The sequence below is a fragment of the Bradyrhizobium sp. 33ap4 genome (assembly GCF_032654765.1).
GTDB classification, from domain to species: domain Bacteria; phylum Pseudomonadota; class Alphaproteobacteria; order Rhizobiales; family Xanthobacteraceae; genus Bradyrhizobium; species Bradyrhizobium australafricanum.
Window position 1 is genome coordinate 311,351 of sequence record NZ_JAUMTJ010000001.1, and the last position, 13,718, is coordinate 325,068.

At 65.0% G+C, this 13,718-nt stretch carries 13 protein-coding genes and 1 pseudogene; 11 read left to right on the plus strand and 3 right to left on the minus strand.

The window, feature by feature from the left end:
• The first annotated feature begins 180 nt into the window (after positions 1 to 180).
• From Q2M23_RS01370 to ilvC, 7 genes and pseudogenes are all read left to right on the plus strand, one after another.
• Positions 181 to 1,956: an acetolactate synthase 3 large subunit gene (locus tag Q2M23_RS01370; protein WP_168857166.1), complete on the plus strand. Its 1,776-nt coding sequence runs from the start codon at positions 181 to 183 to the stop codon at positions 1,954 to 1,956.
• A 195-nt stretch (positions 1,957 to 2,151) separates the two neighbouring features.
• Complete coding sequence (locus Q2M23_RS01375) at positions 2,152 to 3,138, plus strand: threonine dehydratase (RefSeq protein WP_076824266.1); 987 nt, start codon at positions 2,152 to 2,154, stop codon at positions 3,136 to 3,138.
• A gap of 21 nt (positions 3,139 to 3,159) precedes the next feature.
• Positions 3,160 to 3,702, plus strand: coding sequence for an acetolactate synthase small subunit (ilvN, locus tag Q2M23_RS01380; RefSeq protein WP_016841057.1), 543 nt, complete (start codon positions 3,160 to 3,162; stop codon positions 3,700 to 3,702).
• Between the two features lie 3 nt (positions 3,703 to 3,705).
• Positions 3,706 to 4,401: a class I SAM-dependent methyltransferase gene (locus tag Q2M23_RS01385; protein ID WP_028332477.1), complete on the plus strand. Its 696-nt coding sequence runs from the start codon at positions 3,706 to 3,708 to the stop codon at positions 4,399 to 4,401.
• Positions 4,402 to 4,436: 35 nt separating this feature from the next.
• The gene (locus tag Q2M23_RS01390) at positions 4,437 to 5,312 is read left to right on the plus strand and encodes an EamA family transporter (RefSeq protein WP_316393800.1); all 876 of its coding nucleotides are present in this window, start codon (positions 4,437 to 4,439) and stop codon (positions 5,310 to 5,312) included.
• Between the two features lie 7 nt (positions 5,313 to 5,319).
• Positions 5,320 to 5,928, plus strand: a complete 609-nt coding sequence (locus Q2M23_RS01395) for a LysE family translocator (RefSeq protein WP_316393802.1) — start codon at positions 5,320 to 5,322, stop codon at positions 5,926 to 5,928.
• Positions 5,929 to 6,078: 150 nt separating this feature from the next.
• A pseudogene (gene ilvC / locus Q2M23_RS01400) lies at positions 6,079 to 7,101 on the plus strand (ketol-acid reductoisomerase).
• A 155-nt stretch (positions 7,102 to 7,256) separates the two neighbouring features.
• Here ilvC and Q2M23_RS01405 read toward each other — a convergent pair.
• Together Q2M23_RS01405 and Q2M23_RS01410 are read right to left on the minus strand one after the other, a co-directional pair.
• Positions 7,257 to 8,363, minus strand: coding sequence for a DUF2336 domain-containing protein (locus Q2M23_RS01405; protein ID WP_168857165.1), 1,107 nt, complete (start codon positions 8,361 to 8,363; stop codon positions 7,257 to 7,259).
• A gap of 193 nt (positions 8,364 to 8,556) precedes the next feature.
• Positions 8,557 to 9,576, minus strand: coding sequence for an adenylate/guanylate cyclase domain-containing protein (locus Q2M23_RS01410; RefSeq protein WP_316393803.1), 1,020 nt, complete (start codon positions 9,574 to 9,576; stop codon positions 8,557 to 8,559).
• Positions 9,577 to 9,747: 171 nt separating this feature from the next.
• On the opposite strand from Q2M23_RS01410, the gene Q2M23_RS01415 reads away from it, so the two are divergent.
• Together Q2M23_RS01415 and Q2M23_RS01420 are read left to right on the plus strand one after the other, a co-directional pair.
• Positions 9,748 to 10,113 carry a lysozyme inhibitor LprI family protein gene (locus Q2M23_RS01415; protein WP_316393804.1) on the plus strand — a complete coding sequence of 122 codons (366 nt, stop codon included), beginning with the start codon at positions 9,748 to 9,750 and terminating at the stop codon, positions 10,111 to 10,113.
• Between the two features lie 28 nt (positions 10,114 to 10,141).
• Positions 10,142 to 10,375: a hypothetical protein gene (locus tag Q2M23_RS01420; protein ID WP_076824274.1), complete on the plus strand. Its 234-nt coding sequence runs from the start codon at positions 10,142 to 10,144 to the stop codon at positions 10,373 to 10,375.
• Between the two features lie 12 nt (positions 10,376 to 10,387).
• Here the strand turns inward: Q2M23_RS01420 and Q2M23_RS01425 are convergent, their stop codons facing one another.
• The gene (locus tag Q2M23_RS01425) at positions 10,388 to 11,008 is read right to left on the minus strand and encodes a hypothetical protein (RefSeq protein WP_316393806.1); all 621 of its coding nucleotides are present in this window, start codon (positions 11,006 to 11,008) and stop codon (positions 10,388 to 10,390) included.
• A 107-nt stretch (positions 11,009 to 11,115) separates the two neighbouring features.
• Here Q2M23_RS01425 and Q2M23_RS01430 point away from each other — a divergent pair, with 107 nt between their 5' ends.
• A complete protein-coding gene (locus Q2M23_RS01430) occupies positions 11,116 to 11,823 on the plus strand; it encodes a TetR/AcrR family transcriptional regulator (protein ID WP_316393807.1) in 708 nt (235 codons plus the stop codon).
• 171 nt (positions 11,824 to 11,994) lie between these two features.
• Complete coding sequence (locus tag Q2M23_RS01435; protein WP_057015052.1) at positions 11,995 to 13,707, plus strand: sulfatase-like hydrolase/transferase; 1,713 nt, start codon at positions 11,995 to 11,997, stop codon at positions 13,705 to 13,707.
• Positions 13,708 to 13,718 lie beyond the last annotated feature (11 nt).

Genomic DNA, 13,718 nt, shown 5'->3' on the forward strand with positions numbered 1-13,718 from the left:
GCAACATTATTACCAAACTGCTTATCGCCGTCGTACCCAGGCACACCGCCGGGGATGGCTAGCGGCCATCCAAATTCGGGCGGTGTGCATGGGGCCTCTGGGGCCCCTTTTTATTGCCCGAAGCCGAACTGACGAGAACTGACAAAAGCCGCGCAAAAACAAGCGCATCCGGAGCGAACCATGACCGACAAGAGCCACGATCCCAATCAGATGACCGGCGCCGCGATGATCGTGCGCGCGCTCATCGATCACGGCGTGCAGCATGTCTTCGGCTATCCCGGCGGTGCGGTGCTTCCGATCTACGACGAGATCTTCCAGCAGAGCGAGGTCGAGCACATCCTGGTCCGTCACGAGCAGGGCGCCGGCCATGCCGCCGAAGGCTATGCCCGCTCGACCGGCAAGCCCGGCGTGGTGCTGGTGACGTCGGGCCCCGGCGCCACCAACATGGTGACTCCGCTGACCGACGCGCTGATGGATTCGATCCCGCTGGTCTGCATCACCGGCCAGGTGCCGACCCACCTGATCGGCAACGACGCCTTCCAGGAGTGCGACACGGTCGGCATCACGCGGCCCGCCACCAAGCACAATTGGCTGGTCCGCGACGTCAACGACCTCGCCAGGGTGCTGCACGAGGCCTTCTATGTCGCCACCACCGGCCGGCCCGGCCCGGTCGTGGTCGACGTGCCGAAGGACGTGCAGTTCGCGACCGGCACCTATCATCCGCCGCGCAAGTCGGACGTGCACATCTCCTACACGCCGCGCGTCAAGGGCGACGCGACCCAGATCCGCAAGGCGGTGGCGATGCTCGCCAATGCCAAACGTCCCGTGATCTATTCCGGCGGCGGCGTGATCAATTCGGGTCCTGAGGCCTCGAAACTGCTGCGCCAGTTGGTGGAGGCGACTGGCTTCCCAATCACCTCGACCCTGATGGGGCTGGGCGCCTATCCCGCTTCGGGCCCGAACTGGCTCGGCATGCTGGGCATGCACGGCACCTACGAAGCCAACATGACGATGCATGATTGCGACGTCATGCTGTGCGTCGGCGCGCGCTTCGACGACCGCATCACCGGCCGTACCGACGCCTTCTCGCCGGGCTCGAAGAAGATCCACATCGACATCGACCCGTCCTCGATCAACAAGAACATCCGCGTCGACGTGCCGATCATCGGCGACGCCGGCAACGTGCTCGGCGATTTGCTGCAGGTGTTCAAGGCAGAAGCCAAGAAGCCGGACATCAAGTCGTGGTGGCAGCAGATCGCGCAATGGCGCGCGCGCAACTCGCTGTCCTACCGCAAGAACAACGATATCATCCTGCCGCAATACGCGATCCAGCGCCTGTTCGAGCTGACCCGCGGCAAGGACACCTACATCACGACCGAGGTCGGTCAGCACCAGATGTGGGCCGCGCAGTTCTTCGGCTTCGAGGAGCCGCACCGCTGGATGACCTCGGGCGGTCTCGGCACCATGGGCTACGGCCTGCCGGCCGCGGTCGGCGTGCAGGTGGCGCATCCGGACAGCCTGGTGATCGACATCGCCGGCGACGCCTCGGTGCAGATGACGATCCAGGAGATGTCGACGGCGGTCCAGTTCGAGCTGCCGATCAAGATATTCATCCTGAACAACCAGTACATGGGCATGGTGCGGCAATGGCAGCAGCTGCTGCACGGCAACCGCCTGTCGCATTCCTACTCCGAGGCGCTGCCGGACTTCGTCAAGCTCGCCGACGCCTATGGCTGCGTCGGGCTGCAGGCGACCAAGCCGTCCGATCTCGACGGCGCGATCAAGGAGATGATCTCGATCAAGCGCCCGGTGCTGTTCGATTGCCGCGTCGCCGCGCTGGAGAATTGCTTCCCGATGATCCCGTCCGGCAAGGCGCATAACGAGATGCTGCTGCCGGAAGAGGCGACCGATGAGGCCACCGCGAAGGCCTTCTCCGGTGGCAAGGCGCTGGTGTGATGATGGATCGACGCGGAGCACTCTCTTTTCACCTCGCCCCGCTTGCGGGGAGAGGTCGGATTGCGCGCAAGCGCAATCCGGGTGAGGGGGAGTCTCCGCGAGTCCGTTTCTCACCATTGCTCTGGAAGCAGCTCCTCACCCCGCAAAGAGCGGGCAGACGGAACTTATCGCGCGCTCGGATGGAGGGCGGCTCCCATGTTTGACCTCAACGAGCTCGAGCGCGCGCACCGGATCGTCGGCACCGCGGTGCCGGCGACGCCGGCGCACGCCTGGCCGCTGCTGGCGGAGCGGCTCGGCACCGAGGTCGTGGTCAAGCATGAGAACCACACGCCGACCGGCGCCTTCAAGGTGCGCGGCGGCCTGGTCTATCTCGAACGGCTGAAGCGCGAGCGGCCCGACGTTCCCGGCATCATCTCGGCGACGCGCGGCAATCACGGCCAGAGCCTGGCGTTCGCGGCAGGACGTCAGGGCGTGTCGGCGACGATCTACGTGCCGCGCGGCAACTCGGTCGAGAAGAACCGCGCCATGCACGCGTTCGGGGCCGAGCTTGTCGAGCACGGCGACGACTTCCAGGCCGCGCGGGAAGAGGCCGAGCGCCGCGCCCAATTCGCCGGCCTGCACATGGTGCCGTCGTTCCACCCGGACCTCGTGCTGGGTGTCGCGACCTACGCGCTCGAACTGTTCCGTACCGCGCCCGATCTCGACATTCTCTATGTGCCGATCGGGCAGGGCTCCGGCATCTGCGGCTGCATCATGGCGCGCGACCTGCTTGGGCTGAAGACCGAGATCGTCGGCGTGCAGTCGACCGAGGCGCCGTCCTATGCGCTGTCGTTTGCGGCCGGAAAGATCGTCACCACCGAGTCCAGCAACACCCTTGCCGACGGCATGGCGACGCGGATTCCGGACGCGGATGCGTTCGCGCTGATCCGCAAGGGTGCCTCCCGCATCGTGCAGGTCAGCGACGACGAGGTCGGGCAGGCGATCCGCGCCTACTGGACCGACACCCACAATCTCGCCGAGGGCGCGGGCGCTGCGGCGCTCGCGGCCGCGCTGCAGGAAAAGAGCAGGCTCGCCGGCAAGCGGGTCGGCCTGATCCTGAGCGGCGGCAATATCGATTTCGATCTGTTCCGGACCTGGATCGGAACGGATGCTGCGCCGGCCGCCGAGCGGGCGGTGGCGTGAACAGAATGTAAGGGGACGACCATGAACCAGCCCGCATCCGCCTATTTCCTCGAAGAGCGTCACGATCCCAACGAGACGCATACTTTGTCCGTGCTCGTGCAGAACGAGCCCGGCGTGCTCGCGCGCGTGATCGGCCTGTTCTCCGGCCGCGGCTACAACATCGAGAGTCTCACCGTCTCGGAGACGGAGAGCCAGAAACATCTCTCGCGGATCACGATCGTCACCACCGGCACGCCGATGGTGATCCAGCAGATCAAGCATCAGCTCGACCGCATGATCCCGGTCTACCGCGTCGTCGACATGACGCTGACCGGCAGCTCGATCGAGCGCGAGCTTGCGATGGTCAAGGTGCGGGGCGGTGGCGATCACCGCGTCGAGGCGCTGCGGCTGGCGGACGCGTTCCGCGCCCGGGTGATCGACGCCACGACCGAGAGCTTCGTGTTCGAGATCACGGGCAATTCGTCCAAGATCAGTCAGTTCATCGACCTGATGCGTCCGCTGGGCCTGGTCGAAGTGTCACGAACCGGGGTGGCCGCGATCACGCGTGGGCCGGAAGGGATGTGAGTCATGTTGGCGCGCGACTGGTACTATACGCAACGGCGGCAGGTCGGTCTCGATACCGCGGTGGCCTCGATCTATGACGTCAGCGAGGACAGCGATGTCCGTGCCCGCCAGGCGCTGACCATGCTCGGCGTCAAGCCGGGCTGGCGGATCGCCGATATCGGCTGCGGCAACGGCGTGCTGGCCACCGAGGCGGCGTTGATGGGCGCCGAGGTCGACGCCATCGACATCTCGCCGGCGATGATCGGGCTTGCCGAAATCTATGCGCGCGACCGCAAGGCGAAGATCCGGACCCAACCGGCCGGCCTGCTGTCGTTCGCCTACCAACCGAATTCCTACGACCTCATCGTCAGCGAGTTCACGTTGCACCATCTGCCGGACTTCTGGAAGGCGGTGGCGCTGTCGCGAATCTTCAACGCGTTGAAGCCCGGCGCGAACTTCTACCTGCGCGACATGGTGTTCGTCGGCATGCCCGACGGTGTCGATCGCGATGTCGAAGGATGGGCCGACTTCTCGATCAAGAATCACGGCTTCGAGCGCGAAAGCGTGATCACCCATATGCGCGACGAATACTCGACCTTCGGCTGGGTGATGGAGCGCATGCTGACCGAGACCGGTTTCACGCTGGTCTCCGTTGATTACCACGCGCCGCTGCACGGCACCTATCTGCTGCGTAAACCGAAGCCCGACGAACAGATCTAGATCCCGACCGAAACGGAAGCACAAGAAGAACAACAATGAAGCCGGCCGATGTTGGCATCGCCGTCATGGTCGCGGTGATCTGGGGGCTTGCGTTCGTCGCAAGCCGGATCGCGCTCGATGAGTTCTCGCCGGAGCTGATGACGACGCTGCGCTTCGCCATCGCCGCGCTGCCGTGCCTGTTCCTGCGCAAGCCCGGCGTTTCCTGGCCGCTTCTGATCGCGATCAGCTCAACGCTGTTCCTCGGCCAGTTCCTCGCACAGGCCTTTGCGATCGCGCATGGCGTTCCCGTCGGGCTTTCCAGCGTGATCGTGCAGAGCCAGGCGCTTTTCACCATCGCCTTCGCCGCCCTGGCCTTCGGGGAAATCCCGACACGGAGCCAGGCAATCGGCATCGCGATCGCCGCGCTCGGCCTGCTGATGATCTGCGGGACGGTCGGCTACGACTTCAGCGTCGCCGCGTTTGCGATCATCATGATCTGCCCGATCAGCTTCGCGATCGGCAATCTTCTCTTGCGGCAGGCGAACGGCGCGCCGATGTTCGATCTGTTCGCCTGGCTGTGCCTGTCAGCCGCGGTGCCGCTCGCGGTGCTGACCTTGATCACGAACGGCCCGCAGCCGACCTGGCATGCGCTGACCCACATGTCGCTGACCGGGCTCGTCTGCATGCTCTGCCTCGGCGGCATCTCGACCAGCATCGCCTACTGGCTGTGGGGCCGGCTGCTGCGGGATTATCCGGCGGCGCAGGTGGTGCCGTTCGCGCTGCTGGTGCCGTTCGTCGGCTCCGCCGCGTCGAGCATCGTGTTCGGCGAGACATTCGGGCCGCTGCGGCTGGCCGGCATGGTCACCGTGATCGCCGGCATCGCCGTGATGCTGCTGTCGAAGCGGCCAAAAGCTCAGCCGAAAGTCGCGTGAGGGCACCATGTCGAATTCGCTGCTGTTCGCCTTTGTCGTGTTCGCTGTCGTGATGTTCTTCACGCCGGGCCCCAACAACATCATGCTGCTGTCGTCGGGGCTGACCTACGGCTTCCGCCGTACAGTGCCCCACATCGCCGGCATCACGGTCGGCTTCGCCTTCATGGTCGGCGCGGTCGGCGTCGGGCTGGGGACCGTCTTCATCGCCTATCCGGTGCTGCAGACGATCCTGAAATATGGCGGCGTCGCCTACCTGATCTATCTCGCCGCCGTCATCGCCATGGCCGAGCCGCCCTCGGCGGACAAGGACGACAGGGGCGGCCGCGGCCCGATGACGTTCTGGGGCGCCGCCATGTTCCAGTGGATCAATGCCAAGGGCTGGGTGATGGTGATCGGCACCATCACGGCCTATGCGGCAATTGCCGCCTTTCCCTGGAACATCGCGATCCAGGTTGGCCTGAGCCTGATCATGGGCACGGTGTCCTGCGTCGTCTGGGCGCTGTTCGGGACCGCCCTGCGGCCGATCCTGACCTCAACCCGGGCGATCCGCGCCTTCAATGTGGTGATGGCCATCCTGCTGCTGGCCTCGCTCTACCCGGTCTTCATGGACGCATGATGCCGCACCGCGCCATGCGAGATGAGGGTTTCCCCTGAGGGGGAAAATGCTCTAGACAACGCCGGAAATTCGCGGGCGCCCGGCGGTTCTGACCTTCCGAAAGCCTGATTCATCGGCCGATTTTGGCCCCCTTCAAACGAGGAAACCACGATGCGAGTTTACTACGATCGCGATGCCGACCTGAACCTGATTAAGGGCAAGAAGGTCGCCATCGTCGGCTACGGCAGCCAGGGCCACGCCCACGCGCTGAACCTGAAGGATTCAGGCGTCAAGGAAGTGGCGATTGCGCTGCGCAAGGGTTCGGCCTCGGCCAAGAAGGCCGAGAACGCCGGCTTCAAGGTGATGGAAGTCGCCGAAGCCGCCAAGTGGGCCGACCTCGTCATGATGCTGACCCCGGACGAGCTGCAGGGCGACATCTATCGCGAGCACCTGCACGACAACATGAAGAAGGGCGCGGCGCTCGTGTTCGCCCACGGCCTCAACGTGCACTTCAACCTGCTCGATCCGCGCAAGTCGGAGGCCAAGCGGTCTTAGGAAGACAACTATAACACTCAACTCCTTGGCTCACAGAACGACATGGCTACGATCCGACTTCCCTGCCTGATCGCGATCGCCAAGGATTCGTCGGGCAACGCCCATGACCTCGGGCTCAGCTATGCCTCGGCGATCGGCGGCGGCCGCGCCGGCATCATCGAGACCACCTTCAAGGAAGAGTGCGAGACCGACCTGTTCGGCGAGCAGGTGGTGCTCTGCGGCGGCCTGGTCGAGTTGATCAAGGGCGGCTACGAAACCCTGGTCGAGGCCGGCTACGCGCCCGAGATGGCCTATTTCGAGTGCCTGCATGAAGTGAAGCTGATCGTCGACCTGATCTATGAAGGCGGCATCGCCAACATGAACTACTCGATCTCCAACACCGCCGAATACGGCGAGTACGTCACCGGTCCGCGCATCGTCACGGCCGAGACCAAGGCGGAGATGAAGCGCGTGCTGGCCGACATCCAGGGCGGCAAGTTCGCCCGCGACTGGATGCTGGAGAACAAGGTCAACCAGACCTCGTTCAAGGCCACCCGCGCCAAGCTCGCCGCGCATCCGATCGAGGAAGTCGGTGCCAAGCTGCGCGACATGATGCCCTGGATCAAGAAGGGCGCGCTCGTCGACAAGAGCAAGAACTGACAGGCGAGGCCTGTCATTCCGGGGCGGTCCGCAGGACCGAGCCCGGAATCTCGAGATTCCGGGTCCGCCTCTTCGAGGCGCCCCGGAATGACGCTGTGATGAAAAAGGGTGGGCGCGTTGCCCACCCTTTGTCTTTGTCGCAGAGGCGCGGAGGCCTAGCCGGCCGCCATCGGCTGCTTCTCGATCCTGTTGTGCAGCTGCCAGAACCGCACCGTCCGCTGCGCGGTTTCCAGCGAGAGCCGGCGGTAATCGCGCTGCGCGATCTCGAGCGTCGCATTGTCGAGCGGCAGCGGCAGCGGCCGCTTGCGCAGGATGCTTTCGACCGTCGGCCAGTTGAGCCGCGCCGAGCGGCACGGGATCAGGATCAGGTCGGAGCGGAGGCCGAGCATCAGGCGTTCGATCATCGCGATCGGCATGTCGTTGAGCACGGCAAGCGCGACCGTGACCTCGTCGAGCTTGCCCCCTTCGGCGAATTTGTAGACGGCCGCATCGTCGAGCTCGTTCAGCTGCTTCATCAGCTTGACCAGCTCTTCGGCGATGCCGTAGTTGCGGCGCGGCGCCGCGGCCTCTTCCTGGGCGATGTCGTTCAGCACCTGGCTGATCTCCTCGCGCGCCCGGGGCGAGGCGATCGAGAGCAGGCGGGCGCGCACCGTATCCTTGGCGCGCTGCAGCAGGTCGCGCAGCAGCTTGGCCGGAATGTCGATGCGCAGCCCGAGGATCTCGACCAGCTCGTCGTCGCCTTCGGCGCGGGCGACGATGCTGGAATAGCCGTTGTCGGAGAACTGCGCGCCGGCGTTCTTGGCGAGACGCCGGATCACCTTGTCCTCGCCGCGGTCGATGATCACGTCGGTGACGGAAGGCGGCAGGTTTTCCCGCGCGGAGATCGCGAACAGGTGGTCCTGGCCCTTGCTGCTCGCGATCTCGCGCAGGGCGTCGTTCGAAAGGCGGCTGGAGTGGGTCAGCACGTCGCCGGCGACGCTGATGTCGTCGTCCCAGGCGAGGTGCTGAATCACCTCGAACGGCGCATAGTCGAGCGGGGCGAGCCGCTTGCTGAGCTCGGCCCGCGCACGGGTCTCGACGCGCGCGACCAAGAGGCAGAGCACGTCGTCGAACACCTTGACCTGTTCATCGTTGAGGCGGTCGCCGTCGTTCAGGAACAGATCGGTGACCTGCCGCAGCGTCTGCACACGCTTGGCCGATGTCCCGTCCCGGACCGCATCCTCGAGTTCGGCAATAATCGATTGTGACGCCTGTTGCGCCATCGATGGGCAACCTTGTTTTTGTTGAATGACACCTGTCTGCACACCATGCGGGGCGCGGTCTTACACCTGCGTTAAGGTGGAACCCGGTGCAAATACGGTGTGCGTCGCATCCTTAACAGGCTGCGACCGGACTCGATTCAATGCGCGCTTTCGGCTCGGCGGAAGCTGATGCCGGTGCATTTTAAGAGATCGTTTAGGACGATACGCGCCGCGCGACGGAAAAGATGTCGATCGAGGCGGCACGTCCGCGCAATTGCGTCGAGCCGAGGGGCTCGACGACCAAATCCCGGTCCGGCGGCAGCAGGCGCAGCAAGTCGCCCGATACCAGCAGCGGACGGCCGGCCTCCTTGCAATGCGCCTGCAGCCGCGCCGTGACGTTCACGGTGTCGCCGAAATAGGCGATCTGTCGCCGCGAGTCCCCGCATTCCGCGATGACGACCGGACCGGCATGCATCCCGGCTCGAAACGCGGGCACCACGCCGAACTCCTTGTGATATTGATCGGCCCGCTTGGCGAGGCGATCCTCGATCGCGAACATGCAATCGAGATACCGCCGCGATCGCCCGTCGGCATTGGCCGGCCAGGTCACGATCACTTCGTCGCCGACATAGGCGTGGACTTCGCCGCCGTGCGACACGATCGGCTCGTCGATGTCGAAGAAGAAGCGCGTCAGCAATTCCTGCACGCGCAGCTCGCCCATCGATTCCGCTAGCGTCGTCGAGCCGACCAGGTCGAGGAACAGCAGCACGCGCTCCTCGCGCACCGGCTGCCGATAGCGTCCGAGCACGATGCTGAGCAGCGTGTGCCCGCCGATCATCCGGACCAGCTCGTAGATCGTCGTGATCGGGATCGACAGCAGCAGGCCGACGCCAATGATCTTCAGGAAGGTTTCGCGCATCCACTTGGCTTCGAGCCCATGCCCGTAAAGCACGATTTCCAGCACGATCGCGGCGGCCGCAACGGTGACGGCGAGGATCACAGAGCGGCCGATCAGCTCGACGATGAGTGATTGCCGTCGCAGCCAGCCACCACGTGCGGCCAGATAGAGATGCGTCGCCCAGACGATCACCGTGAGGGCTGCGCCGTCGAGGGCGCTGCGCACATAATTCGAGACGGAGGCCTCGTCGGACTCATCGAACGCATAGCGAAACAGCCCACCGACGAGCAGGCCGAACACCGCCAAGACGATCACAGGCGTCACGGCGCGCCGCATGGTCCCTCCATGCATATGAAATATCCTGCGCGGACCGGGAAGGCCAGCTGCGGCGCGACCGGCGGTGGACGGGATGCATCGCGGCGGCACTCATGTATGCTGCGACGACAGGATCGATCGAACAGGGAAAGTGGCATGACATCGGCTGTCACCACAGACGCGTGCGGGCTCATGGCCGTTCTGACGGCCGTCTTCATCGCCTTCACCCCGCCGATTGCCCGCGCCGGCGATCAGAGCGTTGGCGAGCCATCCTGCGACGGCGGCACCTACCAGATGGTCGAATGCCTCAAGGCCAAGACCGCGCAGTGGGACAAGCGGATGAACGTCGCCTACCAGAAGGCGTTGAAGGATGCCGCCGACGACAAGCAGCGCGAACAGCTGCGCACCGCGCAGCGGCTATGGATCCAGTATCGTGACGCCAACTGCCTGTATTACGACCTCGGCGAGGGCACTATCGCCCGGCTCGATGCCAGTGAATGCATGCGCAGCATGACCGAAGCCCGCGCTAAGGAACTGGAGAATCTTGGCCATCAGTGAGCCATCTTCCGGAGTCAGGACCGAGGTCATGACTGATGGAAAGAGCCAGGACGAATTGACCCGGCTTGCGGATGAGGCGTTGCGCGCCCAGCCCGGCTGTGAGACCGCGCGCGTGCCGGCGATCGCCGGGCTGCCCGATGCGCAGATCGGACGCAACTGGGAGATTCCGAACGTCGTGCTCGGCGACAGCCTGATCAGCGACGTCGACCGCGCGGTGCTATCGGTTCATCGCCAGCTCGGCCGCAAGTTTCACCTGGTGTAAGGTGGCCCGATCTTAGCTCGCCTGCGCCTGACGTGGCGCGGGCCGGCCGGCCATGCTGATCATCCTGAGCGCGAACACCGCAGCGAGCGGCACGAGGAATAGCGCGTAGAGCGGCATCTCGGGAATCCGCTTGCCGAACGAGACCATGAACTGCAGCAGCAGATAATAGCCGCCGATCAGATGCAGCCTGCGCCAGGCGCGCGGGCCGAGCAGTGCAGCCGTGCGATCGAACGAAGTCGCGGTCAGCGCGATGATGGCGAGATAGCTGATACCGCCGAAGACGTAGGAGACGATCGAGGTCGCGGCCGCAAAGCCGGGCGGATCGAGCATCGCGAAGGCGGCGATCGCGACCGCATGGATGGCGTGCGAGGCCGCGAAGGTGAAGCCCAAATAACGGCGGTTGCGGCGCTGCCAGTGCGTCCAGGCGTTCGGCCACAGCCGCGCCAGCGCCGCCGCCGAGAAGGCGAGGCAGAAGAACAAGAGCGAGGTCCGCGCCGTGAAGCGGATCATCATCCGCACGCCCTCGACCTCGAACTGCCGCATGGCGGCGATCCAGATCGAAAGCCCGATCAGGGTGAGCGTGAGCAGGCCAAACAGCCCCCAGCCCTCGAACCAGTTGCGATGCGTCGCCATATCCCGCCTCCCGTTTATGTAATCACCAGTTACATTTCGTGCCCGCGCGCGGTCAATCCGTGTAATCATCGCTTACATTCACAAGCGGGTGATGCTAGAGGATCGCCATGCGCCGCCCCGCCAAAAGCCCGCCCACCGGCCGCCGGCCCGCCAAGCCGCATCCGGTCGCGACGCGGGCGCAGGCGGCCAGGCCGTATCACCACGGCGATCTCCGCCGGGTCCTGATCGATGCCGCCATGCAACTGGTCGGCGAGGGCGGGCCGGAGGCGGTCAGCGTCCGCGAGGCCGCGCGCCGCGCCGGGGTCTCGCCGGGCGCGCCGTTCCGGCATTTCCCGAGCCGGGACGCGCTGATGAATGCGGTGGCGGAGGAGGCGCAACGCCGCTTTCGCGCCGAGATCGAGGCGGCGTTGGCCGAGGCGCCGCCAGGCGATCCGCTCGGCCGCTTCCGCCATCTCGGGATCGCCTATCTGCGCTGGGCGATGAAGAACCCGACCCATTTCGAGATCATCTCCAGCCGCCGCTTCTTCGACCACGACCGCTCGGCCGCCGTCTCCGGCGACAATGCCGAGTTGATCGGCATGACCGAGCGCACGCTGGCGGAGGCATTTTCAGCTGGCCAACTCGGGACGCGCGACCTCAGGCAGGTCCAGATCGCCGGCCGCGCGCTGGTCTATGGCTTCGTGCGGATGCACATCGACGGTCATTTGCCGCGCTGGGGTGTCGGCGATGCAGAGGTCGAGCAGATGGCTGCCGACATCGTCGATCTCTTCATCGCGGGTATCGCGAGCCACGCCGCGCCGGCCGCCAAAGTTTAAGGCACGCGCACTGCCTGCCGCGGCTAGGCTTGGGCAGGCAAATTCATTGCGCGTTCATGACGATTCAATTACGGTTTTGTGACGCGGCCCAGACACCGGCTGTGCCGCATGCCTCCTGGCCGTTGCCAGTCAAGGCGGTGGCATTGCGCCGGGTTGTATTGCGTCCCGCCCATGGCGCCCGCGCCTCAGCAGAACTCCTCCGTTGCCGCACTGGCCGGCGGTCTTGCCGCGCTTGGCATCTGGCGGTTGATGGCGGTCGCGGCACCGCATTTCGGCGCGCTGATTCTGATGCTGCGCACCGAGACCGATTTCGGCTCGCGGCTTTGCTTCCTGCTCACCTGGGGAATCCTGAACTTCCTGTTCATCGCGCTGCTGCGCCGGCCGGCGCTGTCGGGCGCGCTGTCGCTGACACTGGTCGTGGTCTTGGTGCTGCTGTCGCGCTTCAAGCACGACGTGGTGCAGATGACCGCGAACTTCGTCGACCTGATGGTGATCGACCGCGACACCGCGGCGTTCCTGCTGACGATCTTCCCGAGCCTGCGCTGGTCGATCATCGGCGCCGGCCTCGTCACGCTGCCCCTGATGTACGCGCTGTGGTGGCTCGATCCGTTCCGCATTCGCCGGCTGCCGGCTGCGGCGGCCTGCCTCGCCTGCACCGCGGCGCTCTCGGGTTATGCCTTCGCCTGGCCGGATGAAGCCTGGCGCGGCTATTACGACGACGGCTACCTCTCGAAGTTCGCGCGCTCCGGCGTCACGGCCGTGTCCGATTTCGTCGCCTACGGCTTTATGGAGTCGGATCCGACCGCGAGCGATCAGCTCAAGATGCCCCTGGTCGATGCCTGTCATCCCGCCGGGCGGCGGCCGAACATCATCATGATCCATGATGAATCGAGTTTCGACATCCGCGCCGCCTCCGGCGTCAAGGTGCCGCCGGGCTACGGCAGCCAGTTCAAGTCCTACGACGGCGTCGCGCGCAAATTCCTTGCCGAGAGCAATGGCGGGCCGAGCTGGTTCACCGAGTACAACGTGCTTGCGGGATTATCCTCGCGCTCGTTCGGCCGGTTCTCCTATTTCGTCACCCGCATCGCATCGGGGCGCGTGGAGCGCGGCCTGCCGTTGGCGCTGCGCCGCTGCGGCTACGACACGCTCTCGCTCTATCCCGCATTCGGCGCCTTCATGAGCGCGCGCAACTTCCAGACCACGACCGGCATCCAGCGCTTCTACGACGCGCATGACCTGCATGCGAAGGATGTCGAGCCCGACAGCTTCTTCTACGACAAGGCGCTGAAGCTGATGGCCGAGCAGAAGACGTCAGGCACGCCGCTGTTCGCCTTCGTCTATCTCGCCGCCAATCATTTCCCCTGGGAAACCAAATTCCGTCCCGAGTTGCTGCCGTCGTGGAAGCGGCCGGGCAATACGCCCGCGGTCGACGAATATCTGCGCCGGCAGGCGATGAGCGCTGGCGACTATGCCGGCTTCGTCGCGGCGCTGAAGAAGAAGTTTCCGGCGCAGCCTTTCCTGATCGTGCGTTACGGCGATCATCAGCCGGAATTCTCGCCGCAGCTGCTCGATCCCGATCTCGACGAGGCCGGCATCGGCAAGAAGCTGATGGATTACGATCCGCGCTATTACGCGACCTACTATGCGATCGACGCCGTCAACTTCGAACCCGTGAAGAGCCCGGCGGTGATGGACACGATCGACGCCGCCTATCTGCCGCTGGTGATTCAGGAAGCCGCGGGCATTCCGCTCGACCCGTCGTTCGAGGAGCAGAAGGCGATCATGCTTCGCTGCAACGGCGCATTCTATTCCTGCAAGGACGGCGCAGAAGCACGCCGCTTCAATCGCCTGTTGATCGACGCGGGGATCATCAAGGGATTGTGAGACGTCGTCAT